This is a genomic window from Bacillus sp. FSL P2-0099, from assembly GCF_038007445.1.
GTDB lineage: Bacteria > Bacillota > Bacilli > Bacillales > Bacillaceae_G > Bacillus_A > Bacillus_A mycoides.
Window position 1 is genome coordinate 1 of record NZ_JBBOXE010000002.1, and the last position, 26,255, is coordinate 26,255.

The 26,255-nt window shown below is 31.8% G+C and carries 16 protein-coding genes and 2 pseudogenes; 14 read left to right on the top strand and 4 right to left on the bottom strand.

Features of this window, described 5'->3' with window-relative positions; translation table 11 throughout:
• Window positions 1-90 precede the first annotated feature (90 nt).
• The 3 genes and pseudogenes from MKY90_RS27920 to MKY90_RS27930 form a co-directional block, all read left to right on the top strand.
• Window positions 91-171, top strand: a pseudogene (locus MKY90_RS27920) (type VII toxin-antitoxin system MntA family adenylyltransferase antitoxin); the annotation flags it as partial.
• Complete coding sequence (gene hepT, locus MKY90_RS27925) at window positions 161-574, top strand: type VII toxin-antitoxin system HepT family RNase toxin (protein WP_341093372.1); 414 nt, start codon at window positions 161-163, stop codon at window positions 572-574. The pseudogene MKY90_RS27920 and the gene hepT, both read left to right, overlap by 11 nt.
• Window positions 575-812: 238 nt before the next feature.
• The gene (locus MKY90_RS27930; protein ID WP_341093374.1) at window positions 813-1,028 is read left to right on the top strand and encodes an alpha/beta-type small acid-soluble spore protein; all 216 of its coding nucleotides are present in this window, start codon (window positions 813-815) and stop codon (window positions 1,026-1,028) included.
• 72 nt (window positions 1,029-1,100) lie between these two features.
• Here MKY90_RS27930 and MKY90_RS27935 read toward each other — a convergent pair whose 3' ends face one another.
• The 3 genes from MKY90_RS27935 to MKY90_RS27945 all read right to left on the bottom strand — a co-directional run bounded on the left by MKY90_RS27935 (window position 1,101) and on the right by MKY90_RS27945 (window position 3,578).
• Window positions 1,101-1,514 carry a hypothetical protein gene (locus MKY90_RS27935; RefSeq protein ID WP_070147096.1) on the bottom strand — a complete coding sequence of 138 codons (414 nt, stop codon included), beginning with the start codon at window positions 1,512-1,514 and terminating at the stop codon, window positions 1,101-1,103.
• A gap of 323 nt (window positions 1,515-1,837) precedes the next feature.
• Entirely contained in the window at window positions 1,838-2,329 is a 492-nt protein-coding gene (locus tag MKY90_RS27940; protein ID WP_002069055.1) for a CPBP family intramembrane glutamic endopeptidase, read from the bottom strand.
• An 82-nt stretch (window positions 2,330-2,411) separates the two neighbouring features.
• Window positions 2,412-3,578: a hypothetical protein gene (locus tag MKY90_RS27945; RefSeq protein ID WP_341093378.1), complete on the bottom strand. Its 1,167-nt coding sequence runs from the start codon at window positions 3,576-3,578 to the stop codon at window positions 2,412-2,414.
• 289 nt (window positions 3,579-3,867) lie between these two features.
• On the opposite strand from MKY90_RS27945, the gene MKY90_RS27950 reads away from it, so the two are divergent.
• From MKY90_RS27950 to MKY90_RS27970, 5 genes and pseudogenes are all read left to right on the top strand, one after another.
• Window positions 3,868-4,623, top strand: a complete 756-nt coding sequence (locus tag MKY90_RS27950; RefSeq protein ID WP_242243358.1) for a hypothetical protein — start codon at window positions 3,868-3,870, stop codon at window positions 4,621-4,623.
• A 307-nt stretch (window positions 4,624-4,930) separates the two neighbouring features.
• Complete coding sequence (locus MKY90_RS27955; RefSeq protein ID WP_341093380.1) at window positions 4,931-8,188, top strand: DEAD/DEAH box helicase; 3,258 nt, start codon at window positions 4,931-4,933, stop codon at window positions 8,186-8,188.
• 779 nt (window positions 8,189-8,967) lie between these two features.
• A pseudogene (locus MKY90_RS27960) lies at window positions 8,968-9,189 on the top strand (HNH endonuclease); the annotation flags it as partial.
• A gap of 45 nt (window positions 9,190-9,234) precedes the next feature.
• Window positions 9,235-10,287: a hypothetical protein gene (locus MKY90_RS27965; RefSeq protein WP_341093382.1), complete on the top strand. Its 1,053-nt coding sequence runs from the start codon at window positions 9,235-9,237 to the stop codon at window positions 10,285-10,287.
• A 497-nt stretch (window positions 10,288-10,784) separates the two neighbouring features.
• The gene (locus MKY90_RS27970; protein WP_341093384.1) at window positions 10,785-11,636 is read left to right on the top strand and encodes a DUF6602 domain-containing protein; all 852 of its coding nucleotides are present in this window, start codon (window positions 10,785-10,787) and stop codon (window positions 11,634-11,636) included.
• 622 nt (window positions 11,637-12,258) lie between these two features.
• Here MKY90_RS27970 and MKY90_RS27975 read toward each other — a convergent pair.
• Entirely contained in the window at window positions 12,259-12,510 is a 252-nt protein-coding gene (locus MKY90_RS27975) for a hypothetical protein (protein WP_341093386.1), read from the bottom strand.
• Window positions 12,511-13,320: 810 nt separating this feature from the next.
• Between MKY90_RS27975 and MKY90_RS27980 the strand changes: the two genes are divergently transcribed.
• The 6 genes from MKY90_RS27980 (at window position 13,321) to MKY90_RS28005 (ending at window position 25,839) form a co-directional block, all read left to right on the top strand.
• Complete coding sequence (locus MKY90_RS27980) at window positions 13,321-15,480, top strand: AAA family ATPase (RefSeq protein ID WP_341093388.1); 2,160 nt, start codon at window positions 13,321-13,323, stop codon at window positions 15,478-15,480.
• Window positions 15,465-17,411, top strand: coding sequence for an ATP-dependent helicase (locus tag MKY90_RS27985; protein WP_341093390.1), 1,947 nt, complete (start codon window positions 15,465-15,467; stop codon window positions 17,409-17,411). Before MKY90_RS27980 ends, MKY90_RS27985 begins: the two co-directional genes overlap by 16 nt.
• A gap of 488 nt (window positions 17,412-17,899) precedes the next feature.
• Window positions 17,900-21,391, top strand: a complete 3,492-nt coding sequence (locus MKY90_RS27990) for a helicase-related protein (protein WP_341093393.1) — start codon at window positions 17,900-17,902, stop codon at window positions 21,389-21,391.
• Entirely contained in the window at window positions 21,392-23,305 is a 1,914-nt protein-coding gene (locus tag MKY90_RS27995) for a DUF1998 domain-containing protein (RefSeq protein ID WP_341093395.1), read from the top strand.
• A gap of 27 nt (window positions 23,306-23,332) precedes the next feature.
• A complete protein-coding gene (locus MKY90_RS28000; protein WP_341093397.1) occupies window positions 23,333-24,307 on the top strand; it encodes a hypothetical protein in 975 nt (324 codons plus the stop codon).
• A complete protein-coding gene (locus tag MKY90_RS28005; RefSeq protein ID WP_341093399.1) occupies window positions 24,307-25,839 on the top strand; it encodes a hypothetical protein in 1,533 nt (510 codons plus the stop codon). Before MKY90_RS28000 ends, MKY90_RS28005 begins: the two co-directional genes overlap by 1 nt.
• Window positions 25,840-26,255: the final 416 nt, after the last annotated feature.

Genomic DNA, 26,255 nt, shown 5'->3' on the forward strand with positions numbered 1-26,255 from the left:
GGACGAATTCGTTAGCTATCAAAAGTAATGATTAACCGAGAAGCCCCCACTTCAAACAGTCCGTTAGGACGTTAAGTGGCGGGTAGTTCACAAATGTATTCAAAATTGAATGAGGAACGCAAAATCGTATTTGAGGATATAAAGAAAAGAGGTTCTATATATGAAGAATGAAGTAATTTTGAATAAAATTTCTACAATAGAGCGTTGTATAAAAAGAATTCAAGAGGTATATGGAAATAACCTTGATAATTTAGAGGATTATACAAAGCAAGATTCTATAATATTAAATATTCAAAGAGCATGCAAAGCAAGTATTGATTTAGCAATGCATATTGTTGCAGGGAAGAAGTTGGGACTACCTCAATCTAGTAGAGAGGCATTTGATTTGTTGGTTGATGCAGATCTACTTAGTACAGAACTGGCAAGTAAGTTAAAAGCAATGGTTGGGTTTCGAAATATTGCTGTTCATGATTATCAAAGTGTAAACTTAGATATTGTTCGTCAAATTATTGAAAAACATCTAAAAGACTTTAAGCTATTTACGAAAGAAGTTATGGGAATTCTAGACTTATAAAAGCACAAATCTTTGAAATATGATTACCTTGGAGAACATTGTAGTAACTTTATATCATGAGGAGAAAAGTACTTCAGTGGACCCTTTACTTGCTTTAACAATTAAAAATAAATTAAGCGTTACATGAACATATTGAAAAAGGGCATCTTAAGGTGTCTTTTTTTGTTTTGGAGATTATTTACATATTTTTCCGTAAATGAAACATAATATTACTAAAATCAGTGGAGGAGTGTAAGGAATGCAAATTCGCGAAAATACTAATTCAAACGAGATTTTGGTAGGAGCTGCAGCAAGTGCAATTGAACAAATGAAGTATGAAATTGCTCAGGAGTTTGGTGTTACACTTGGACCGGATTCAACAGCACGAGCGAATGGTTCAGTAGGTGGAGAAATTACCAAACGTTTAGTGCGTATGGCGCAAGAGCAATTATCTGGTCAATATAAAATTCACTAAAGTTAAAGGTATATCCCGTTGAAGGGATATACCTTTTTAATTTTTTGAAAGAGGATAATGAAATTTTGATTGTTAGTTAAGCTTAGAAACTGCAAATTTAGCTGTGAAATTCATCTTCTTCATGTACGAAGAATTTGCACCTGCTTGAAATTGTACAGAAATATTACCATCTTTTTGTGCTTTGAATACGCGACCATATGGTGAATTAGCATTGTAGGTGCCAATTATTTGATTATCTGCATCAAAGACCGTATAAGAAATTGGGAACCCAGAATTTTGTACAAAGACTGTAAGTTCTTCTCCTTTATTGAGATTAAATGTTTCCTTTTGAGACACTTCGTAAGAACTCATAGAGTAATATTTTGTAACTTCTTGAATTTCTAAATTTGTAGTTGCTGCACTCGCTTTTGGTGCCTCTGCTCCTGGTAAGTTCATACCTGATAGTACTGCAATTCCTAGTGCCCCTGCTAAAATAACTTTTTTCATAATGCTAGTTCCTCCTTTAATATATTGTGAGATTTGAAAAGGAAGTGAAAATATCACCTACTGAAACCATTATAGTTACAACGATAATTATTATCAATACGAAATGCTATGCAATTTTGCATACATGAAGTACAGCAAAAGGCCAATCAATTTAAATTTCATGTAGTTTTTTGCTGCTTTTCACGTTTTATTACGTACAATGGTTTTGGTGCAAAAAAATAATTGCTACTTTATGTTTCTAACTATCATTTTTGCATCAGAATCATAAAAAGCACTTTTTAATGTTTTAAAAGTGCCTTTATGTTGGTATTAATTATGTAGTTTTATAACTTTTGACCAAATTCTATTATTAAGAATGCTATTGTATTATGTAGTTCATGTATCCAAAAAACAATCCAGAAAGCAGACATACTTTTTGGGTCGTTATAATTTTTTTCTTGATATATAGAATATGAATAATTAAATACGATCCCCATAAGTGTTGCTGCAGCTATATATGTAATATCAAATTGATGAGTTAATCCGAATATGATTGACGCTATAAGAATAGTAAGTATATTACGTTCTGATATATATGAGCTTAGTTGTAAAATGAAAAAAAGTACTTTTTGAAATAGTAAAGTTTCAAGAAATGGAGCAATAATTAACACTAATAAAATGTGTTCAATAATTGACTCATTTATTGATGGATTCGCTTGTGAAGGTGGTAAAAATAAATTAAGTGGAATAGTAATTAAAAAACTAATTATGGTCATGAGTAAAATAAATGGAATTTTATTTAAATTAGAAAGAAAATTATGTATATTCCTGAACATTTATATTATATCTCCTTAGTTATGAAATTCAACAAAATCCAATAACTAGTTATTGGATTTTGTTGAATTTTATTTATTTAGTTTATGGTCTTCCACCATAATGGCCAGCTTCAATTCTTCCGGCATTTGCCATATCGTTACCTAATCTTCCACGACAATAGTTATCGCGTAAACAATGGTTGGCAGCTTCATAAACTCTAGATAAAATTCTAATTGCACCACCATTTGTTTGTAATTCTTTTTCAGTTAATTCCTGAAAGTTTGTTGATAATTTTTCATTCATTACATCCATCTCCTTATTTTTTTTGATCTGTAATTTTTTATCAACAGAATTCAAAATTGAGTACGTATTCGTATTTTGAATGTTAAAATCAATTTCAAAATACGTATCAAATTCACTTAGATATTTTTGAAAGTTGAGCTTTCTTTCCTTATTTGTTTCTGGCGAATTATATATTACTTCTATAAATTCCTCCCCAGCTAATTCTTCTAGTAAATCATTAAAAAGAAAGAGTATAGAGGCGGGGTGTAATTCTTTTAACTGTTCTTGGTTACTTATTGGTATTGAGAAATTATCTAAATAAGATTCGTTTAATTCGAAGGATTCAATTCTATTAACCACATCAATCCCCCAACTAAAGTAGTCTTCAATGGAAACTTTTTTTCCTAGTTTATTAATTTTGGAGGTATTAAGAGCTAAAGAGATCCTGTTTTCATTTTCTTTAACTCTTAAGTTATTAATAATATACTTACTCGAATATATAGGTGAAAATGAACTTTTCAAATCATTTGCTTCAATATTACGTTTTCTCACAGAGTTATTACTAATATCCATATTTAGCATAGAAAGTTTTTCAAAACTCGATGTATCACTTAAAAATAGACGAGAAATAGTAGTATATTCCACATCAGTAATATAGTCCTTTAAGAAAGAATTAAGGGCACTAATATTTTTTTTATTTATAATAAGCATATTTGAGTATTCGACTATCAATAAGAAAGCGTATTTAATTTCTTCTTCAGGACCATGTGCATCTAAAAAATTTGGCTTCGCCTTGAATTTGAATATACATAGCGAATATGTGAGATCAGTATGAGTTGAAGATGTTTTCTTTACTTCTCTAGCTATGTAAGCACCAGATTTATGCTTAGAAATTTTAATAAAAAGTTGTTCTATAAATTTATTGGAAAGTGAAGAATTTAAATGATAAAAATATGCGGTTTCGCCTAATGTTAATCTATTAATCATATTTGTTACTCCCATTTTTAAAAACAATATAGTTGTATATTAATATTATATATTATTGTTGGGTATTTTAAAATAAAACATAAAAAACATTTGGATATAAAGAGGGAGAAAGGTTACTTTAATTTTTACGTGAAAAAGTACTGTATTTCGATGGGACTTATTATTGTAAATCTAACTACTTTAATTTATTATTGTGTAATTGTGCCTACAGAAATAGGTTATGAAGTAAAGTCATGTCACTTGAAATACAAAAACTATTAATTTTTACTTATAATAAGGGGGCCTTTTTATGGAAAATGTTCTAAAGGATTGGAAAAATAGGATTGATAAATATTCACCAATTTCTTACTGGGTAAATAAAAGAAGAGAATTACCACATTATAAATTTTTAAAAGAAGCTCAACCAGATACTGAATTAGGTTACTTTTTAGCATTAGATATTTGTGTTCCTCTACATGAAATTAAAAATATAGATAACGAGATTTTTAAAGAGGCTTGGAGGAAAAATTACGAATATTTAGAGGAAGCTTATGAAGTTGTAGAGGGATTCGAAGAACCTTATATAACGGGTGAGTATTTTATCGATATTGATAGAGAAATTGCTTATGAAATAGAGTATAGGTTAGGGAAACCTCCAGCTCCAGCATACCCAATTTATATTGTTACAGTTGGGACAGGTGAAGATGAAAGGGTTGTTTATGTAGGAAAAACATCTATAAATGCTAAATCTAGATTTAATGGTGGTCATTCAGTTGCATTAAAGCTACATTCACCACAGTATCAGGGTTTAAAAAAGAATGTATATGTTGGTAGCATTATGTTTCTTACAGAAAATAAAGAATACTTACCTTTAGAATGGATTTATCCGTATGAAACCAGTTCTAAAGTTTTGGATAATATTGAGTCAGGGTTAATATATTATTTTTCTCCTGAGTTAAATAGGCAGAAGAAAAGCAAAAATTATTCTAGAATGGATATTAACATAAATATAGAAAACCATACTCGTATTACATCATTTTTACATAATGCACAAATATATCTGTGAAGTTGAGATTTTGTATCCTGTAGAAAAGAAACTACATCAAGTATAGTGAAATTTTATTGTTTTGCAGTTCATTAACTATAAAATGAATTAGTGTCAGTTTCTAACTAATAAAGTGAAATTATTATTAGTGTGAAGCTAGCCCTAATACTTGTTAAATTAATATAAAAAGTTGGACTTAATTATCTGTGACTAGCATGAATAATGTAATATTAATTTTATACACATGTTAATTTTTCTAAGAAAAGATGGACAGTTAATCTAATGAATTTTGAAGTAGTTTACTAAATAAAAATTGGAGTAGTGAATTATGTTAAAAATAAATTTACCAGCTTATGAGAAGACTATTTATAAGAAACCACGAAACAAAAATATTATTAAACAATTAATTGTTAATGCTAAAGCAATTGAGGGGAAACTACACGATACTAATGAAAAATATTTTTTATTAAAAAGTGAAGGTAACTTGTATTGTTTTACTACGGATAAAAAATATATAGATAAAACTGTACCTTATATTTTGCTTATTAATAGTATAAATATATCTAAAGAATTAGACGGAAAAGTTGAAGTAATACGTTGGTTGAAACATCCAAATGATCAAAAAGTGGAGTCTATTGAAGAAATTGTGAAAAGTTGGAATGGACAATTCGATTTTAAAGAAGAAGTTTATGAAGAAGAAATTAAAGGATTAAGGAGACCGCAAATTGCGGCATTATATTCTATCCTTAGTCATATGAAAGTCTCTACGGATATTGCAACAGTTGTAATGCCAACGGGAACAGGGAAGACAGAAACGATGATGTCCACTATGATTGCAGCACGTTGTAAATGTGTATTGGTAACTGTACCCAGTGACGCACTTAGATCTCAAATCTCTAGTAAGTTTATTAATTTAGGTATTTTAAAAGAATTTGGAATTTTAGGAAATGATGCAAAATTCCCTAAAGTGGGTGTTATCTATGAAAAATTCGGAAATGAAAAAGAATTAGAATTATTTCTTGATAATTGTAACGTTATTATTACCACAATGCAGTTATTAACATCAATAAATGAAAAAATGAAAGACTTATTTTCAAATAAATGCACTAATGTGTTTATTGATGAAGCTCATCACGTTAAAGCAAAGACATGGGATTCATTTCGAAAAGTCTTTGATAATAGTAAAGTAATTCAGTTTACAGCCACTCCATTTAGAAATGATGGGAAAAACCTAGATGGTAAAATTGTTTTTAATTTCCCTTTAAGTGAAGCACAAAAAGATGGTTATTTTACTAAAATTGATTTTATCTCTGTAAAAGAATATGATCGTGAAAAAGCTGATTTATTAATTGCGGAAGAAGCAGTTAAAAGATTAGAAACTGATATCAATAATGGATTACCACATATTCTTATGGCTCGATGTGAAAACAAAAGAAGGGCTGACAAGGTGTTTGAAATATATGCAAAATATAAACATTTAAATCCAATAATTATATATTCAAAAATTAAGAATGAGAAAATAATCCTTGAGGATATTAAACAAAAGAAACATAAAATCATTGTTTGTGTAGATATGTTGGGAGAAGGATTTGATTTACCTGAATTAAAAGTAGCTGCACTTCATGACATAAAAAAAAGCTTACCCATTACATTACAATTTACAGGGCGATTTACAAGAACTAAACATGATTTAAAATTGGGTAGTGCGGCTTTCATAGCCAATATCGCCGATCTAAATGTATCGGGTGCGCTAGAAAATTTGTATAGTAGCGATGCGGATTGGAATGAATTATTATCTAACTATAGTAGTACTAGCATAGAAAATGAAGTTAATTATAAAGAATTTCTAGAAGGTTTTAGTAATTTAAACTCATCTATCTTTTCTTTTCAAAATATTAAACCGAAATTAAGTACAGTAGTATATAAAAGTAAGGTAGGAAAATGGTCTCCTAAATTATTAGAAAGTCAGTTTTTAGAAGAAATTAATTTTGAGTATGCCTTCTTTGATTTAAATGAAAGCGAAAATGTTGCTGTGATCGTTTATGCGAAAAGAAATAAACTGGATTGGCTTAGTGATAAAAATGCGTACAACTTAACATGGAGTTTATTGATTTTCATTTGGAACCCTGAACATAAGTTGCTCTTTATTAATGGTTCTGATAATGAGGGTTTATATAAGGAATTGGCGGAAATTGTAGTATCAGAGCCTATTTTAATTAATAAAATGGATGTTTTTAAAGCTTTATATAATATTAAACGTATTAAGTTACAAAATGTAGGTTTGAAATTATTTCTTGGAAAAGATATACGATATCGAATGAGTGTGGGCAGTGATATTGGTGAAGCATTATCATTAACTGAAAAACAGCGTAGTCAGAAAGCTTATATTGTAGGTGCTGGATATGAAGGTGGAAATCCAGTAAATATTGGTTGTTCATACAAGGGCAGAATCTGGACAAAGATGCAAGGAAATATAAAACACTTAAAAGATTGGTGTACTAATATCGGAGAGAAATTAATAAATCCAAATATTGATGCGAATGAAGTTTTAAAGGAATGCTTAGTTCCTACAATGATTACAAAAATGCCTCAAATTACCCCTATAAGCGTTGACTGGGATGATGAAATTTATAGTAAAGCAGAAACTAAATGTGAATTTAAATATGGGAAATCTTCGTCATTTAATTTAGGGGAAGTAAATCTTATAATTAAAGAGTATATATTAGGATCTGAGATAATACTAGCTTTAAAGTCAGACATCTTTGAGATTCCAATTAGATATAAAGTTTTTGAAAAATCAGAATCTGATTCATCATACCCTGATTATAGATTTGAACTATTAGCACAAGAAGAAATTATAGTACAGTATGGAACTAGGAAATATTCATTGATTCAATTTTTAGAAACATATACACCAACTATTTGGTTTGCGGATGGTTCATCCTTAACAGGATGTGAATATGTTGAATTAAAGCATACTATAAATTTATACGATAGAGAGTTATTGATTCCACATGATTGGTCGTTTACAAATATTGCAAAAGAATCACAACAAGTTAAGCCAAGACGTACTGATTCGATACAGTATCATTTTATTAATAAGCTTAAATTAGAAGACTACCATATTATTTATGATGATGATGGTAATGGCGAAATAGCTGATATTGTTACCATAAAGGAAGAGAATCAAAGCATAAAAATTCAAATGTATCATTTAAAGTATGCTAAAAAGGGAAAGGTTTCAAATGATATAGGTAATTTATATGAAGTATGTGGGCAAGCTCAAAAATCTACACATTGGAAGTATAAAGATGGGAAAGAATTTTTTAATCACCTTCTAAGAAGGAAAGTGAAAAATCATAATAAATCCTCATGTAGTCGAATAGAGAAGGGCTCCGAAGAAGAATTAGAGATTTTAAAAGAGAAAGCAAAAAAAAAGATGCCAATGATTTTTGAAATTTTTATAGTCCAACCAAGTATTTCTAAGAGTAATGTTAGTGAAGATATTTTAAACTTACTTGGTGTTACTGAAAACTATATTAAAGAAACTACTGGTATTGATCTGAAGGTATTTTGTAGTAGTTAATATTTCTTATTAGATAAAAAGATTGAGAGATAGGAAGTATTAAAATTATTATTAATTTTATACTTCTTATATTATCAAATTGAATGGGAAAAATTTTGTAACTAAAACGAAGTTGTCCAAATGTGATAAGTAAGATTTAACTGTGTGGAACGAGCAGGAAGTAAAGCTGTTTTTAAAAGTTGTGCAGGATATCAGATAATCTATTGTCTATTATTTAGTTTTTGTGACTGGAAAGCGATGAAAAGATGTTGATTTAGGATAGGAGCATTTAACTATTAGCAAAATGCTAAGTCATGTTGCAAAGATGTTATTACTTGGAGGAAAGAAGGAATCATGTTTATGTTAAATTTACAATAGTAAAGTAGGTATTAAACAAATATGCATTTGACGAATATATTAGTACAAATTATCCAACTGAGATTGAATTATTCGATTTACATGGAAACGAGCAAGAATACCAATCTAAGTTACTTAATTATATTGTAGATAATGCTCAAAAGAAGTATTACAATTACTTGAAGAAGTTTGAAAAAAAATTTCAGCTTGAAGACAAAGGTAAAAAATAATTTATAAAAAAAATTGAAAAAGATATAGATTCACCTATTTTTTAGAAGAAAGAAAAAAATTTAATTATTAAGTCGAGAATTGGTCAATCTACTTTTAAAAAGGCTCTCTTAGCAGTTGAATAGAAATGTAGATTAAGTGGCGTAACAGATGAACATTTCCTATTAGCCAGTTATATCAAACCTTGGAGTTAGTCTAATAATCAAGAGGGTCTAGATGTCAACAATGGATTGCTTTTGTGTTCAAATCATGACGCTTTATTTGACAAGGTAGATATTAGTTTTGATAAAATTGGAACAATAATGATTTCAGCTAGTTTGGATAAGGATAAAAAGATATTTTTGAATATCGATGAAAATATGAGAATTAGAATGAATCATAGACAACGACGGTATATGAATTGGCATAGGAAAGAAAGATTTGAAAGTGCTAAATAAATTGTTATTAAATTTTATTTTACTAATGGAGTTGAATAAAAGAAAATGGGATGGGGAATTTTAACAAATTATGCATCGAGGTCTGAATCATTTTTAGTACAAGAAACACATAAATATCTAGTTGATGCCGGGAGAACTAAAAAAGGCGAGAGAGTAATTTTAAAATACAGGTGGTTGTTTAAACATCTAGATTGCTTTGTAATTACTCATGGTGATGAAGACCATATTGAGTTAGCTAATTTTGTTATTGAAAATTTAGAACCAAAAATTATTATCATTTCACCTCTAGTTTATGTGTTAGAGAAATTCCGTTTTAATTTTACTCCTTCAAGATGTAGGATTAGTTCTCTTTTTGGAAGAGATTATAATATAGTTGAGGTTCCGGAATTTAATGGTTTTGACAATTTTACTGTTTATGCTATCAGAAGGAGAACTAAATCTAATCCGTTACCGTGGCAATTGAACTTTCGTAACGGTCTGATGGAGTTTCAATCATTCCCGACATCTTCTGTAATAATGAGTTTTAGACTAATTAATGATTTTATAGAAAGAGTTAAATGCTATCCAAAAGGGAGTAGAAAATGGCTTGACTCCATTAACGAACATCAACTTATCTCTGACTTAAGGATGGGGGGAGTACTAAATAAAGAAAAATACAAAATAAATAAATTAGACTATTTAACCATGTGGAAGGAAATTGAAAATGCAATTATTAAAAAGAAAATAAAAAATGAAATGAGTTTAATTTGTAGAATAGGATCGACCTTTTTTACAGGTGATGCATCCAAAAAACAGTTAATAGAGTCAAAAAGGGAATTAGTTAATCAAAGTAATTTATTAAACAATGATATTTCAATTAAAATAAATCATCACGCAAGTTATCAATCAAAGTATAAATACATCGATTTTTATAATAGGATGAAACCTAAACAGCTTATATTAAAAAGAGACTATCAAATTCAAGGGAAACCAATTAAGCCTATGTTTATAAAATACCTAATGCAGTTAAATGGCACGATTCAGACGGGTGGAGTATTTTATGACTCGAACGACCTAGATATAACTTCGGATTCATTAGGTATTTTCAAGACATTCTAGCATAATTTTTTATCTTAATATTTAAAATATTAAATTAGAATTTAAGTTATAATAAAATTTTGATTTTATTATACTAGAAGGATGAGAGCAGGGGCTAAATTGTTGCTGCTCTTTTCGTATGTCACAATAGGCTTGGAAATACTTTTGTATTTAAGAATAGAAGCTTAAGTTATCGCTTATTATAGTACAATTCACCTGTATGAAAAATGTTGGAAATATAATATGTATGATTGAGATGTAGCAAACGTTTTTGGTTCGGTATAAGTGGAATAGATTTAAAAGCTAAATTTTTTAAAGAATACCTTATAATGAAGGGAATGTAAATAGGGTCAATAATCATTATCTGGAGATAAAATAGAAATCAGGATATGGACCTTTCTAAATTAATGAGTGGTGACAAAAATGGAAAGGAGGAAGTATATAGACAATAGGGTATAGTATTTAAATTAGGTCTTTTGAGATATTAACCATACAATGAATAGGAGGATATTTGTACAATGAGTAAAATGTATAACTTTGCATATAAGACTTTAGAGAATCATGTTGAGCAAATATGTACTGAAGTAAAATTGATTAAAGATTTTTCACATAATGGTGAAAAAGGGCGAGAGGCAGAAGGGATTTTAAAGGGTTTTCTAAGTAAGATGCTTCCACAAAGAGTGAGTGTTGGAACAGGATTTGTGATGGATAATGTTGATAATCATTTGAATCAACTAGATATTATGATTTATGATCCCCATTCTATACCTCCTATTTTTCAAGGGTATGAGAACTCAATAATACATATTGATTCATTGAATGTAGTTATAGAAACAAAACTTACTTATAGAAATAGTAAAGATGTCGTATTGACGTCTCAAAAGAGTGCAAACAAAGTTAAAAGTATTTCTCTTGGAGGATTTGATAATGAAGAATATATAGAGTTAGAGGGGGGCGATTCGGAATATAAGGGATATTCCGAATACTTCCCTTATAGTAAGGAGGACTTAATTTCTAGAAAACCAAAACAGTTTCCATTGTGTGTCCTCTTTGCATATACAACTGATATACAGCAAAAACAAACTATCCTTGATTATTTAAATGATAATAAAAATTTTATCGAGAAGGATGGCGAGCTACCGTTCCACCCAGGTCTGGATATTATATGTATATTAGATTTAGGTTTATTTGCTTATCGAGGAGGTAAGTATGAATCGTTTTTTGACGGAGATGCAGGAAATGATAAATTGTTTAGTACTTTATATCACGTAATAAATAATCATATCCAAAATAAAAAAAGAGAAGAGAAAGATTTTGTATCTTCTTGGTTTAATGGTCTTCTCAGAAGGAATATGGAAGAAAACATATAGATTGGCCTGTAGGGGATGGGTAGTAGTATATAGCCATTTGTTCTTTTTCTTAGATTGAAAAAAATCTAGATTTCGTGAATTGGCAAATTTGAATTAAAGGGATTGGACCTGCTAGAGTGTATTAATTCAGATATATGCATCAGAATATGATGAGATGGTTAGGGACTCAAGAGTATTTATTGAAGAGTTGATAAGGTTTAATCGTGATAATTTCAATCTTGCCATGGCTATTTTGTAGAGCTATAAACATCGTATATTTCATATTTATCAATATAGGTGGAGTTGACAGAATAAAGTGGCCCTCCTATTCAATTTAGGAAGTTTTTGTAATTAATTTTATTAAAATCTATAAATATGTTGGGTATAATATGTAATAACGTTCATGTGTGAGAGATAAGTATGGAATTAATATAGGGAATAAAGAATATATCAGGAACTTTTAGGAATGGAATACCTGCAAGTGAATTTTTCTATGTAGTAAATGTAAATCAGTAGCTAAAAAGATAATGACTTATAAACGTTTCCCATATTGTCAGTTTTTCATTATAAGAGCACGTTTGGGTGTATCAATTTTGTTAATTGCATTTGATTTAAAACAGACCGCCCGTATGAGGTGGTCTGTTTATTTGCTAAATAATTGATTGAATAAACTTAAAGGGATAACAAGTTCTCCTATTGCATGGCTTTTAAGTTTATTTCTTTTGTATTTTTCTATTAATTCTTTAAAATTTTCGAAGTTTATTCTATTAACGAAAGACCAGACTGGCACAGCTTTTGCATCTGAATCTATTTTGAAAATGATATGAATACTATGTGCATGAAAACCGCTTATATTTAAAATAAGCATAAATCCTAAAATAATGAACCAAGTCATTTTTCAACACCTTCTTTTAGTATTTAATATTAAGATATTAAATACTAAAAGAAGATGTGCAATTGTCCATGAAAAATTTTGAGAAATTGTAGAGGGAACGTTGAGAATGTTTCAATGATATTGATCGTTGCAGAGTTAACTATGCTTTTTCATTTTATATTTAGGAAAAAAGGAAATGAAAAAGAGAGCAGTTGCGTAGACTGTTCTTTTAAGGCGCGGAAGTGCTGAACATTTTCAATGAAAATGATTCAAGTATTCCATTTATAGTTTGTGCAAATATTTACAATTCATACAAGAGGGCAGCTATAAAATAGCTACCTTACCTCAGGAGGAATTCAAAAAAACTAGAGATTCATTTTGAATAGAGATAGGCTGTTACCTAATTCTTTATAGTGTTAGGTAAAACTTGAAAATTATTTGTACTTGATCACTTCATTATAGAATCAGTGGTTTACAAATTGGAAGTAGGATCTTTAAAAATAACTATTTTTATGGCATACATCAAGACTTGAAAGAGGCATCAATGACAGTGTTGCAACAAAGAATGTATACATAGAGATAGTGTATAGAATTAGAAAGAACAGATTAATAGTAACTATAGCTAATAAAGAAAAATACTACTGAATTAGTAAAAATAAGGATGATGTATATTTAAAAAAGTAAAGAAATATATTAAAGTTAATCTTGGAAGTATAGTTAAGCAATGTATAGTTGAGTTACATTTTATGTTTATAAACAAGTAGTTCTCATAAATGTAGGGGCTGTAAAGTTTTTCATAAAAATTAGATTAAAACAACTGGAGGAATTAGAGTGATTGCAATTGATAAAATAATAGTTGAAAATTATAGGAAATTTCGGTGTGAGACACTTTCTATGAGCAATGAAGTAACTGCAATTGCAGGTGCAAATAATGCAGGAAAAACGTCTTTAGTAGAGTTATTATCTACTATTTTTTTGAAAGAAAAAAGAGATTTAATTAATATTGAAGATTTAAATAACAAGGCACGTCAAGAAGATGAAGAAACGTTAAATGCAATTATTTATAATGAGGATATAGATGAAGAAACTAGAATAGGAAAGTTAGCATCTATACATAAAATACTTAACAAAATAATGATTGGTATAGCTATTAAATATGACGATGATAATGATAATCTTGAGTATTTTTCAAATTATTTAGCTGATGTTGATGAGACAAAAAAAAATTATTATTTTTTGATAGAATATGAGTATCTTCCAGCAAAAGAACAAGATATTGAGGAAATGCTTAAAGGAACGAAGGAATTTAAAGAATTATATTCTTCCTTACAGTCAAAAGTTTATTATTGTGATGAAGAATTTGAGAATAAAGTTCAAATTGCTAATAAGATGGATTTTTACAATTTATTTAATTATCACTGTGTGTATGCTATAAGGAAACTATCAGATACCTCAGATGAAAAACAAAATTTTTTGAGTAAACACTTACTTAAAACAGTTAAAAATAATGAAATGTGGCAAGAAAATTTAAAGGGATTAATTTTAAATATTAACCAATTATTAAATAACCAAAATTTATCGAGTCAAATCGATGAGATTACAATTCGTCACATAAAATCCACTTTGGAGAGTTTTTCTAAAACAAATGGTGGGAATACAGGAAATTTAGGTATTGATTTCAAGTTAGAAAACAAGGATATAGAAAAAGTATTAATAGATTTTATCCAGATTTATTTTGAGCAAGATGAGGGGACCAGAATTAAAGAACAAAAACAAGGACTTGGGTATAGTAATTTAATCTATTTGTTATTAGAAGGGCAAATATTTAGTGAAAAAATTGATCAAAGAAAAGTAAATTTACTTGTCTTTGAAGAACCAGAAGCCCACCTTCATCCACAAATGGAAAATATATTTATTAGATATATAAATAATATTAATAAAGTAGGGGAATTAGAGGAAGTAGTAGCAAAAAGTGTAGAGGAAGTAGTAGCAAAAAGTGTAGAGGAAGTAGTAGCAAAAAGTATAGAGGAAGTAGTAGCAAAAAGTGTAGAGGAAGTAGTAGCAAAAGGGGTAGAAGAAGTAGCTGCAACAGAGGCAGAGGAGACTACAAAAGAACAGAATATGCCTTTTCAAATGTTGATAACAACTCATTCTAGTGAGATGACGAAAACAATTAGTTTGGAAAATATACGTGTTTTAAGACCAATTGGCCATACAGAATCGAAGGTATATGATTTACATAAATTTATGATAAGTTTAAGCGATGAAAATAAAAGCTTTTATCAAAAATTTTTTCAATTTAATATGATTGAGATAGTATTTGCAGATAAAGTAATTTTATTTGAAGGAGATGCAGAAAGACTTTTATTAAAATATCTTATTTCAAATATAAGTCAATACGAAGCTCTTTCATCTCAATACATATCGTATATTCAAGTAGGTGGGGCTTACGCTTATAAATATTTAGAGTTAATTGAGTATCTGCAAATTAAATCTTTGATATTTACGGATATAGATTATGTTTATGAAAAAGAAGATATTAACAAAGAAGCTGTAGAAATTATTAAAGAGATAAAGGAAAGAAAAACAACAAATTTGACAATAGAAAAAATTGTAGAAGAATCAATTATTGATACAATTTATAAAAAAGCGCTTGTTGAGAAAGGGACGTTTTTAGAGAATAAAGATATTTGTGTGAAATTCCAAACAGATAAGGATGGTTATGCGCGTACTCTAGAAGATGCATTGTTATGTAAATTACTAAATTTTGAAAATGTATTTTCAAAAATAGATAAAGATGATTTTGCATCAGTAATTAGTGAAAGAAATTTATTACTATCCAATACAAATAAAAATCAAACCACATTAAGGGATCGAATTGATAAATTGAAAAATAAAACAGATTTTATGTACGCTTTAATTGAAAATGGACAAATTAGCAAAGCTATTCCTAATTATATAGAGGAGGGTTTAAATTGGCTAAAGGATTAGAAATCAAAGACCAGTTCACTTTGGTTAACGCCCCAGCTGGGAGTGGAAAAACCACTGCGGTTTCCAAAACTATTAAAAGTCTTATACAGAAGCCAATCAAAAAAATTTTATGTATAACTTATACTAATAGAGCAGCAGAAGAATTAGCTAAGAAAATTGATGATGAACGTGTAGAAATTGGTACAATTCATTCATTTATTGGAAATTTCATGAGACCATTTTTTTTGAATAAATCGATAATAGATTATTTTGGAGAATTTTATCACGAAAAGATAGAAGCTATATTAAATAGAAAAGATGAAAAAGGATTAGAAAGAATAGAAAGATACAAAAATCTAAATGATCTGGATAGCGATTGCATAGTTACTAAGGATACTATAATGGAAAATATCTCTTCTATTGATTATGGAGAAACCCCATTCTCTTCCTTTATGTATGGGAAACTATCACATGATGATTTATTAATATTTTCAAAAGAAGCTTTGGAAAAATTCCCTAAGTTAAAAAAAATAATTACTCAAAGATATTCATATGTTTTTGTGGATGAATATCAAGATACTCAGGCAGAAATTTTAGAATTATTTTATAGAGCTACTTTAGGAAGTAAAACCAAATTAGTTCTTTTAGGAGATGAGATGCAGCAAATTTATCAAGGAAGGGTTGAAGGATTTAAACATATAATAGATAGCGAGTTTATTAAAAACGAATCCTTAAAAAATAATTGGCGATCACGAAAGCCTATTGTTAATGTTTTAAATAATTTATATTTTGATTCCTTATATAAGCAAGATGCCAGAAGGGGTGAGGGACAAAAACCAAAGGTACATATAGTAGATGATGTAAAGGGGGTTTCAGTAGAAGCAGATAATCTACAACTGGTACTATATAATAGTGATTTATTTAAAGAAATTGATGCGTATAATTTATATAGTGCTTATAATTGCAGATATAAATTATTTGATAAGTATAATGCAAAAGAAATTTTATCAGATATGACGTTGGAAAATCCAGATGATTTAATGGTACTGTTACTTTTTATTACGGAAATAAGCAATCTCTATGAAACTCGACAATATAGCAAGCTAATCCAGAAAGTTACAACTTTTAAATTTGCAAACAAGGAAATTTGGAAAATAAAGAAACATTCTGACAAGTTAATAATCCGGAAATATTTAGAGGATTTGAGTAACAAAATTAGAGAAGAAATAACAATAAGAGAATTGCTACAATTTTTACGGGGAAATAAAATTGTTGAAACTGAGTTTATTGATAGAATTATTGAAGGGATGGATGAAAATATTGATTTTAAGGAAAAGATTAATTCGGTTTATTTCATAGAATTTTCAAATTGTTACAGAGAAATAAGAAATCCTAATTTTTCCACGCAACATGCGGTGAAAGGAGAAGGATATGACTATGTTACTTTTAAGGCTTCAGATGGCAGTAATCCAAATGTGAAACTTTATTTGTTTTTTGAAATGTTATCTAAAGGGGTATTTGGATATCAAGAATTAATGACGTTAGATAGTATAATAAAGGGGTATAAACAGTCTTTTAGTGATTCAGTAGGTATAAAACCTGCGGAATTAAATAAGGGGAGTTTTACACAATATAATGAGCAATGTGAAGAAATTATAATAAGTTTAAAAAATAGCCTTACGCAAAACGAAATACTATATAAAGAATTTTTTATTGAAGTATTTGAAGTATTTGAAGCAAAAAAAACAGTTACAGCTTTTAAAGAGTGTATAAAATCTGTAAATCGTCTAGAAGGGGTTCTTTTGGCTTATAAATTATTCTATGTGGGATGTTCTAGAGCGAAAGAAAAATTAAATGTATATGTTTGCTATAATGGTATTCAAAAGTTTGAAGAAGAATTTACGGCGGTAATGGAAGAAATAGGATTCGAAGTGGTTAAACTAGGTGTATAAAAAATTAGGTAAGTATAATGTTATCGAAAAGATATAAACATTACATATTTATTAATGTTTATATTGTTAATTTAATAAAAGTTTAAATAGAAGCTCGAATCATCGAACGAATAGTAAATATTTCCGTTTATAGATTACTGATGAGATACTGAAGGACTACCTTCAGTATCTCAATTTAGAAGAAGTTGAAATATTTTCTTTATAGGGGTGAGGAATCAGTCTCTAGAATTATAACAATATACTAGGCGTGGAACATGTTTTGATGTGAGCGATAAGTTTGTGGTATGAATAGTAAAAACTTTTAGTATGTGAATATACATGAACTTTAATCCATAGCTACAACTAAGTCTAGTTTAATGGTATGATTTTACTATTTAAGTTATTTTAATAGAGATTGTATTAAATACTAGCAAGATGAAAAATTTAAAAATTCAACTCTTTCTGATGATTTTAAAGTTATACAAAATATATTTAAGGGAGGAATTTCATTGTCTAAGCTGGAAAAGCATCTTGAAAATAGACTAGAGCTTATTCGATCACTGAAGGAAGATATCATGGGTCCTATTTCAATTAACGAAAAAATGTTACCGCTTTCAACCGTAGGGGATATCAAGCTGCCAACGAAAGATGATTTCTATAAACGGTACTATCAAAAGGAAACGAAGCAGGAAATTATCCAAAGAAACAACCCTTCTGCACACTATGTTTCAGGAATGTTATATCCCTATAGCAAACCAACAGATTCAATGAATGAATCCAGTGTAGGAGATGAACTAAATCTTACGCAAGAAGAGGATGAAATCGGGGAAATAAATATTTCTGAAGAAGCAATAAAAAAACTAAGCAAGAGTAAAGCTCGGCTTGAAAAGAATTCGGAAAATGACGATGATTTAATTCCTCAAAAAAATGAGTATCTTCCATCCAGTTTAGGGTTGAGTTTTTATACTAAGCTACCAGAACAAGGTTCAATCACGTTTTATGTTAGAGGCGGACGCTACTTGCCGCAAACGATATTCACACTTGATAATAGTCAAAAACAACGTTGGTGGTTCCGCCGCGAGGTTCAAGCAAAAGTAATCGTAAACTCAGATGAGTTGATAAGCCACAATCAAAGACCATTCAATAAAACTGTTGAAGCCGAAAATATAAATGATATGAAACTTGAAATACAGATTCTAAGTCGGAAACGCGAAAATGGTCAATATTTAATCACAGCCAGCTTAACGAATCGTACTGAAATTACATCTAAGACGTATGACGAAATGGATAAATTTTCGTTGTTCCAAAGTGAAATGGAGATAGAGCTATCCAAAGGGATGTTTTTAAAATATCCAAGAGTTCAAACCGGGCTGGAAGACGAAGAGGAAAAATCGAATCAGCTATTATACAAAAATGCTGCTATCTACGGACTTGGTCATAACTGTTCCTGTGATTGGAATGCGGAAGATGATGAGATTAAAAGCTTAAAATCAACATTTTTACCAACGTATGAAATGCAGAGTATGACCCCGGATATTAAGGATGAAACGGGTAAAGATTTTTCTGTTTCAATGTTGGAATTATCAGGGAAAACCAGGGGTGGAGGAGAAGCAAAATCAGCTTTAAATAAAGTCGTCGATTCCTATGAAAATTGGATTAGCCAAAAAGAAAGCACCATACTCGATGCATATTATCAGCCAATTGCGAATGAACATATGAAAAAATGTAGGATGTCTCTAGGTCGGATGAGGAAAGGGTTAGACCTTCTAGAAAATCCGAAAATCCTGAAAGCTTTTCAACTTGCGAACCAAGCGATGATTCTTCAACAATTAAATGGCACCGAGATTCGGACAGGTACTGTAAAAGAAGGAAGCTTAGTATACGATAAACCTAACGGAACATTGACCTTAGATAACTTAAGTGAGTTAAAAAACGCAGGTAAAGGAAACTGGAGGGCCTTCCAGATTGCCTTTATACTTATGGCACTTGATTCAGTTGTAAGTGGTGATTCGCTTGAACGAGAAGTGGTTGACTTAATTTGGTTTCCGACTGGGGGCGGAAAAACGGAAGCCTATTTAGGGCTCTCAGCCTTTTCCATGTTCTATCGCCGGATTATGAATCCAGAGGATACTGGGACAGATATCCTCATGAGATACACTTTAAGGCTATTAACCGCAGATCAGTTCCAGCGATCATCCCGACTTATTTGTGCTATGGAGCATATAAGAAGGAAAGAAGGCGAAGACCTGCTTGGCTCAGTACCATATTCAATAGGAATATGGCTTGGTGGCGATACTACCCCCAATACAAATGATAAAGCTTTGAAACAGTTAACCACATTGAGCCTTGGCGGAAAGAAGGAAGACTTTATTGTGCGCTTTTGTCCATGGTGCGGTGCTTCACTCGGAAAGCACCATGAGCATAACCAGAAAAAAAGAAGAGGAACTAAATCGCTTTACCATGGTTACAAAAAAGAAAATAAAAAAATGGTCATCTATTGTCCGGATAACACATGTGAGTTCTATGATGACCTGCCAATTTATATCGTAGATGAAATGATATATGAAGTAAAACCGACATTCATATTAGGAACCATCGATAAATTTGCAATGTTAGCCTGGAGGCCGCAAGCGAGGACATTGTTCGGATTGGGTGAAAACGGGGAACGGGAAGTTTCGCCGCCTAACTTGATTATTCAAGATGAATTGCATCTAATTTCAGGGCCATTAGGAACTGTGGCAGGACTATATGAAACAGTGATTGAAGAGCTTTGCACAGATTATCGCTCACAAAATCCGAAAAGGCCTAAAATTGTATGTGCGACAGCAACCATTCGTAGATTTGAAGAACAGATTAGGAACCTTTATGGCAGAACGGGTTCACAGCTTTTCCCAAGCCCAGGTCTCGATTTCGACGACTCTTTTTTTGCACAAACAGCAAAGGATGAAAATGGGAAAAACAAGCCTGGAAGATTATATGCTGGGGTCTATAGCCCGACTGTACAACTTATGACATTACAGGTTAAGACATTTGCAACTTTATTACAAAGCGTAAAACTGCTACCTAAAGAAGAGCAAGATCCTTTCTGGACTTTATTGTCCTTTTATAATTCAATTAGGGAACTTGGCGGCGGAATGACGCTTACCCAAACCGATATTCCGAACTACTTCAACCAAGTCCGCTTTAAAAAGGCGATTAGTGATAAAGAACGATACCGATGGATTAATCAAGCGACAGAATTGACTTCACGTTTGAAAAGCGGGGAAGTGGCGGGCGCAATTGGACAGCTTAAAAAGGAAATAGGGGAAAGGGATGCCATTGATATATGCCTGGCCTCAAATATTATTGAAGTGGGTATAGATATTGATAGACTCTCCTTAATGACAATTGTTGGACAGCCTAAAACAACTGCACAATACATTCAAGTCAGCGGTCGAGTAGGAAGAAAATGGTGGGAGCGTCCAGGGTTGATTGTGAGTCTCTTTGCAAATGGACGCTCAAGAGATAAATCTCATTTCGAACATTTCCGTGAGTATCATGAACAACTATATGCACAAGTTGAACCAACCAGCGTAACACCATTTTCAGACCCATCAATCAAAAAGGTTCTGCCTGCGATAATTATCACTTACCTCAGACAGATGCTTGATGCACAAATAGCGAAATCACCCGAAACAATTTCTGAGTATGAAAACGAATTAGAATCATTTAAGCAAAAGCTTTTGAAACGGGTTGAGCTGATTGATCCAATGCAAAAAGATGTAGTACAGGCTGAATTTGACCGGTTTGTCAGACGCTTAAACAGTGGTTTTATCATTTGGGAGAAGAAGGACGATGATTTGAATATCGGAGTTATGTATCAAGCAGGCTCCTACGTTAGTGATGAACAAAAAAGAGTAGGAACACCAATATTAATGTCCATGCGATCCGTTGATGCACAATGTGTTGGAACAATTTCAAGCCTATTTATGGACATAGAAGATCAAGGAGATGATTTTTAAATGGCAAATATTCCTATCAGACGTGCGCAAATTATTTCTCCCTTTGGACCAGGCTCTCTTTCTATTTCTCATGATGGTGTTACGATGTTGATGGGCGGCCTAGATAAATGGTATATCAATCCAGGTACTAGAGAAAAAAGTAAGCACCTTTCAGAGTTTGAAATTGAGGAACCAAGATTGAAAAAAATTTTAGACGTTCAATCATTAAGGCTTCCACCCGATTATCGGGCTGGTTATAAGAAAGAAGAACCTGCACCGAATCAAGATCTTTATTTGCCGATGGTTCGATTTCCAACTTGGAATTATTGCGAGTATTGTAAAAAAATGAAACAGCTTACGTTAATCGATAAAAACACGAGGAGATGTGACTGCGATAAGAAAGGGCGCCTGATTCAGGTACCTTTCGTCACGATATGTAAAGATGGTCATTTAAATGATTTTCCGTGGAGAGAATGGGTACATGAATCAGCCAATCCGCGTTGCAACGGGGAATTAAAGCTTGTCTCTGTTGGTGGGACAACTCTTTCCACGATGCATGTTAAATGTCTTACATGTGACAAACATCGCAGTCTTATGGGGGTAAATGCAAAAGAGGGTGAGGAAATGACTGTTTTAAGCAAACGGCTTGATACTAAGTCAGGGGAACCATTTCTCTGTGACGGATCTCGACCATGGTTTGGCCCTAGTGACAAAAAAGAGTCCTGTGGATTGCCGATTATTGCAGCCCTAAAAAGCTCTTCAAATATTTATTTCCCTGAAACATTAAGTGCGATTTACTTACCAGGAAAACGATCGACCGATGTTGAGAAAATTTTGACTGTGTTCGAAACTCCCCATGGGAATCGCATATTATCAGCAGTTTCGAATATCCCGGATGAAGAAGCTCGACTGCAATCTGCCAAAGCACTATTTACCTTTGACCTAGATGGCTACGAAGATAGTAGTATTCTGCAAGCTTTGAGAATTCGTCTGTCGAACGGGGATGATGACGATGAGGATATTAATTTTGATGGGATTGAAAAATCAATTCGATTAGAAGAACATGTAGCGCTAATCCATCCTAAGGATACGGATGAACTAAAGGTTATTAGTGAATGGAAGAAATTGGATAAAGATGAAAATATTCTTGCCAAATATATAAACTCTATAAACCTTATAACGAAACTAAGAGAAACAAAGGTCCTATACGGTTTTTCACGATTTGAAACAAACAATACAGGACTGACAAAGGAATCTATTCGTCAGGGCCGGGAATTATTATTTAACAACCCAGATTCTTCCGAAAATTCTTGGCTGCCTGTCAATACTGTATTTGGTGAAGGGATTTTTATTGAACTGGATTACGACCTGCTGAATCAATGGGAAGAGTCTAATGATTTAATGAATGCCAGGTTTCATAAGCTTGAAGCACGATATAATCATTTAGTGAGCCAAAAGACAATTAAGGAAATGCGCATTAGTCCAAGGTATATACTGGTTCATACACTGGCACATATGTTGATTAATGAACTTGTCTTTGAATGCGGGTATAGCGCGGCTTCCCTGAGAGAAAGAATTTATGTAAATACGGACGGAAACTACAAAATGAATGGATTTATGATTTACACTTCATCCGGTGATTCGGAGGGAACAATGGGTGGATTGGTAAGAATGGGCAAGAAGGATTCGATTTTTTCCTTGTTGGACAGAGCTATTCGTAAATCATCGTGGTGCTCCTCCGATCCAGTCTGCAGCGACATTGGAAAAACATCTGGACAAGGATACCATCACATGAATCTTTCTGCTTGCCATAATTGTTCCTATCTTCCAGAAACATCCTGCGAAGAATTTAATATGATTCTGGATCGTGCGATGCTTACCGGAACTCCTGAACAACCTGAGATTGGATTTTTTGATTATATAAGTAAGCAATAATAGAGAAATAAAATGGGGGAAGAAAAGATGGAGATAGATAAACTCTATTGTATTGGGCCAAAAGCGATATTTCCTGTTCCAGATTGGTTTAGATTTTTCTCTTCGCTGGGTGCTTATTTAATTAGGAATCCAGGAGCGAACCATCACAAGACACATATAGCAGTGTCGTTACCAGGTGCAAATTTTGTACCTTTGGTAACGGCTGCTGGTATGTCAGATACTATTTTTAACCGTGGATTATTGAAACAGACGATTGTAGATCGTATCAATTCATTAACAGAAGGTCAAACAATTTTTGTGACAAGAGAAAATAATAGAGAAATTTATACTTTCAAGGATATTATCACACATCCTCATCCTATATTTGAAAATGAAAGATGTGCACGTTTAGTTTCAAAGGGGATGACCACGATGATTCCGGAAAGAAGTTGGTCACATCTGCAAATTGCATCAAATGATCAGCAATATAAAAGAAGGCAAATGAAAGGGTTTGGATTTGGTTCAGCGTTTCTTAAAGAACTATACGGAAAAGAAAAATTACTGAATGCAGCAAGTGAATATATGACGGAGTTTTATATCATTGGAAATAATGCGAAAATCTTGGAATTGTCAAATGAGGAGGCGTTAAGCTACCAGGCATTAAAAGGGACATTCGCGGAATTGTTATGTTTTAAGGGAAAACAAAGTGCGTATTATCATTCAGTAATAATCTCTAATGTAGGAAAGGGGCAAAATGAGGAAGAACTTGAGCCAAATGCACCAATCATCTTTATGGATGCCTTAAGTTACTTAAACAAAGCCCGTTTAGCTTCAAATAATCCTTCCATTATCTTTTTAAACCGAACGGACGCTGGTGATCGAAATAATGAAGTGGTTTTAGATATTAAAAGAAGAACATTAGAAAAAGAAACAGAAATCATCACAGAATCGGTAATTGACTCTCTTGGCGGAATGGAAAAATGCCCGAATGGGATTGAATTGTTGGCATGGAGGGAAAAATAATGGACCTTTGGAAAGATAATGAACTTTTTAGTATTTCGAATTCGTATGAGCAATATTACCTTTCAATTCATGACCCATTACTTTCAGAGCTGGGAGAACAATGCAATATTCTAAAACAAATAGTGGACGAAAATGGATTAGAAGATGAATTTTTGAATAGAATGTATCTTACGATTAAGAGGAGCTTAACAATTTTTTCGACTAGCTTAGTCCCATTTCATCAAATTGAGTCGATTGATTTGCAGGACTTACGATATAAGTTTCGTGAACTCAAAGTTTTGTATCCAAACATCTATCAAGATTTTTTGAAAGGTGCCCAGCAAATAAAGAAGCTACTGGAACAGGAACATAATCTTTTAATAGAAAAAGTACTTGAATTGGTCAACGGACCAAAACTTAGTAAAAGGGCCATTGTCACCAAAAGGCACTTAAAAGATGAAGAAATATACGCACTTCTTGAAAGGTTTACGAAGAATGCCATGGATATAAGTTTCTTCAACGATTCCATGTTCAGAAAATCCTCTGATACTTTTGATGAAGTTCTATTTATCGGTAGTCAAAACCTGTTTGAAACTTATGCGAACAATTGTCCGCGGGCGAGTAAAACATATTTTATCTCATACGATGTATTTTCTAATTATTTTAAGAACATGGAGGTTTTACATTCACTTCAGCCGGTTTCGACTGTATATAAAGGAATTAAAAATAAATTAGAACAAAGACCAACTACCACAGCGAAGATACTTATAGAAGAAGACTTGCCTTCGTTATCATTACTAGGAAAGCAATTAGCTGCTAGTGAAGACTTGGACGAAAGTGGTGCTGACTCGATTGAACCAGTGGAAGCCAGGTTCATTACACTAGAAAATGATCATGTTCTTTTCCTTCAAGTTAATGGGAGATATAAAGTTGTTGAGATTGATTTAAAGGCCAAACATGTTACTTCAAAACCTTTTAACATGCTTGAGCTGGATGACTTCCTGCTTGTATTTCATGAAAGGGAAACAGAAATGCTAGCGACTGTTGCAGACTCCGAGATTTTAAAGGAACAAGCTCAAGAACTTAGGAATATACAAAAATCATGGAAGGATCGGCTACAAGATTGGGTCGATAATAACGGTAGACAAGCAGTCTGTCATATACTCTCTAGTAAATACAGCATGAATGCCGCTAAGCCACAAAATGTGAATTACTGGTTAAGAGATACAACGATTTTACCACGTAATATGGAACAACTTTTAAAAGCACTTCAATATGACGATGACGTGGTTCAACAAATCCTACTAGCTTCCAGCCGTATCTTAGCTGCTCACCGTCGGGCTGGGAGTCTGGTGACGCAATATGCTAACCAAGTCATCAAGAATTCTGACTTAAAGAATCTGCTTTCACAAGGATATCAAATTTTCAGCATCCCGGAATTTCCAGGGGTTACATTTAGTGTTGAGCGAATCGTTGGGATTAGTTCTGAAAAATTCTTGGTGCATCCTGGAAAGATTATGAAAGTTTATAATCAAAGTAGTCTGCAAGTTTAACCTCTAGTGAGGGGCACTATTAATAGCAGTGGAATAGTTGATTTGAGTCTGTTGCGGAGTTTGCTAAAATATTAATAAGTTGATTGATGAGGAGAAACATTTAGAATGTGCCTAGTAAATGTTGCAATTCATTGGACGTCAAGAAGAAGGAGTCTAGTTAAAGACTTCGTTTTGTTTATATACAGCTTGACTCGTTTCAATTCCTATTATTGCTGGGAGATTGTGGTGAATATTTCGACGCCCGGACAAAACATCTACTAAGAAACTTAGTTGAGCCAATTGTCTCGTCATCCTTACTGGAAGCAAGATAAGCCTCATCATATACCTATGATAGGCATATCTTGCCACTAAATCATACAGATTGTCCTTTTGCTTTTCATCATAATCATTGGGATTCCATGTCAGGCTCCATAAGG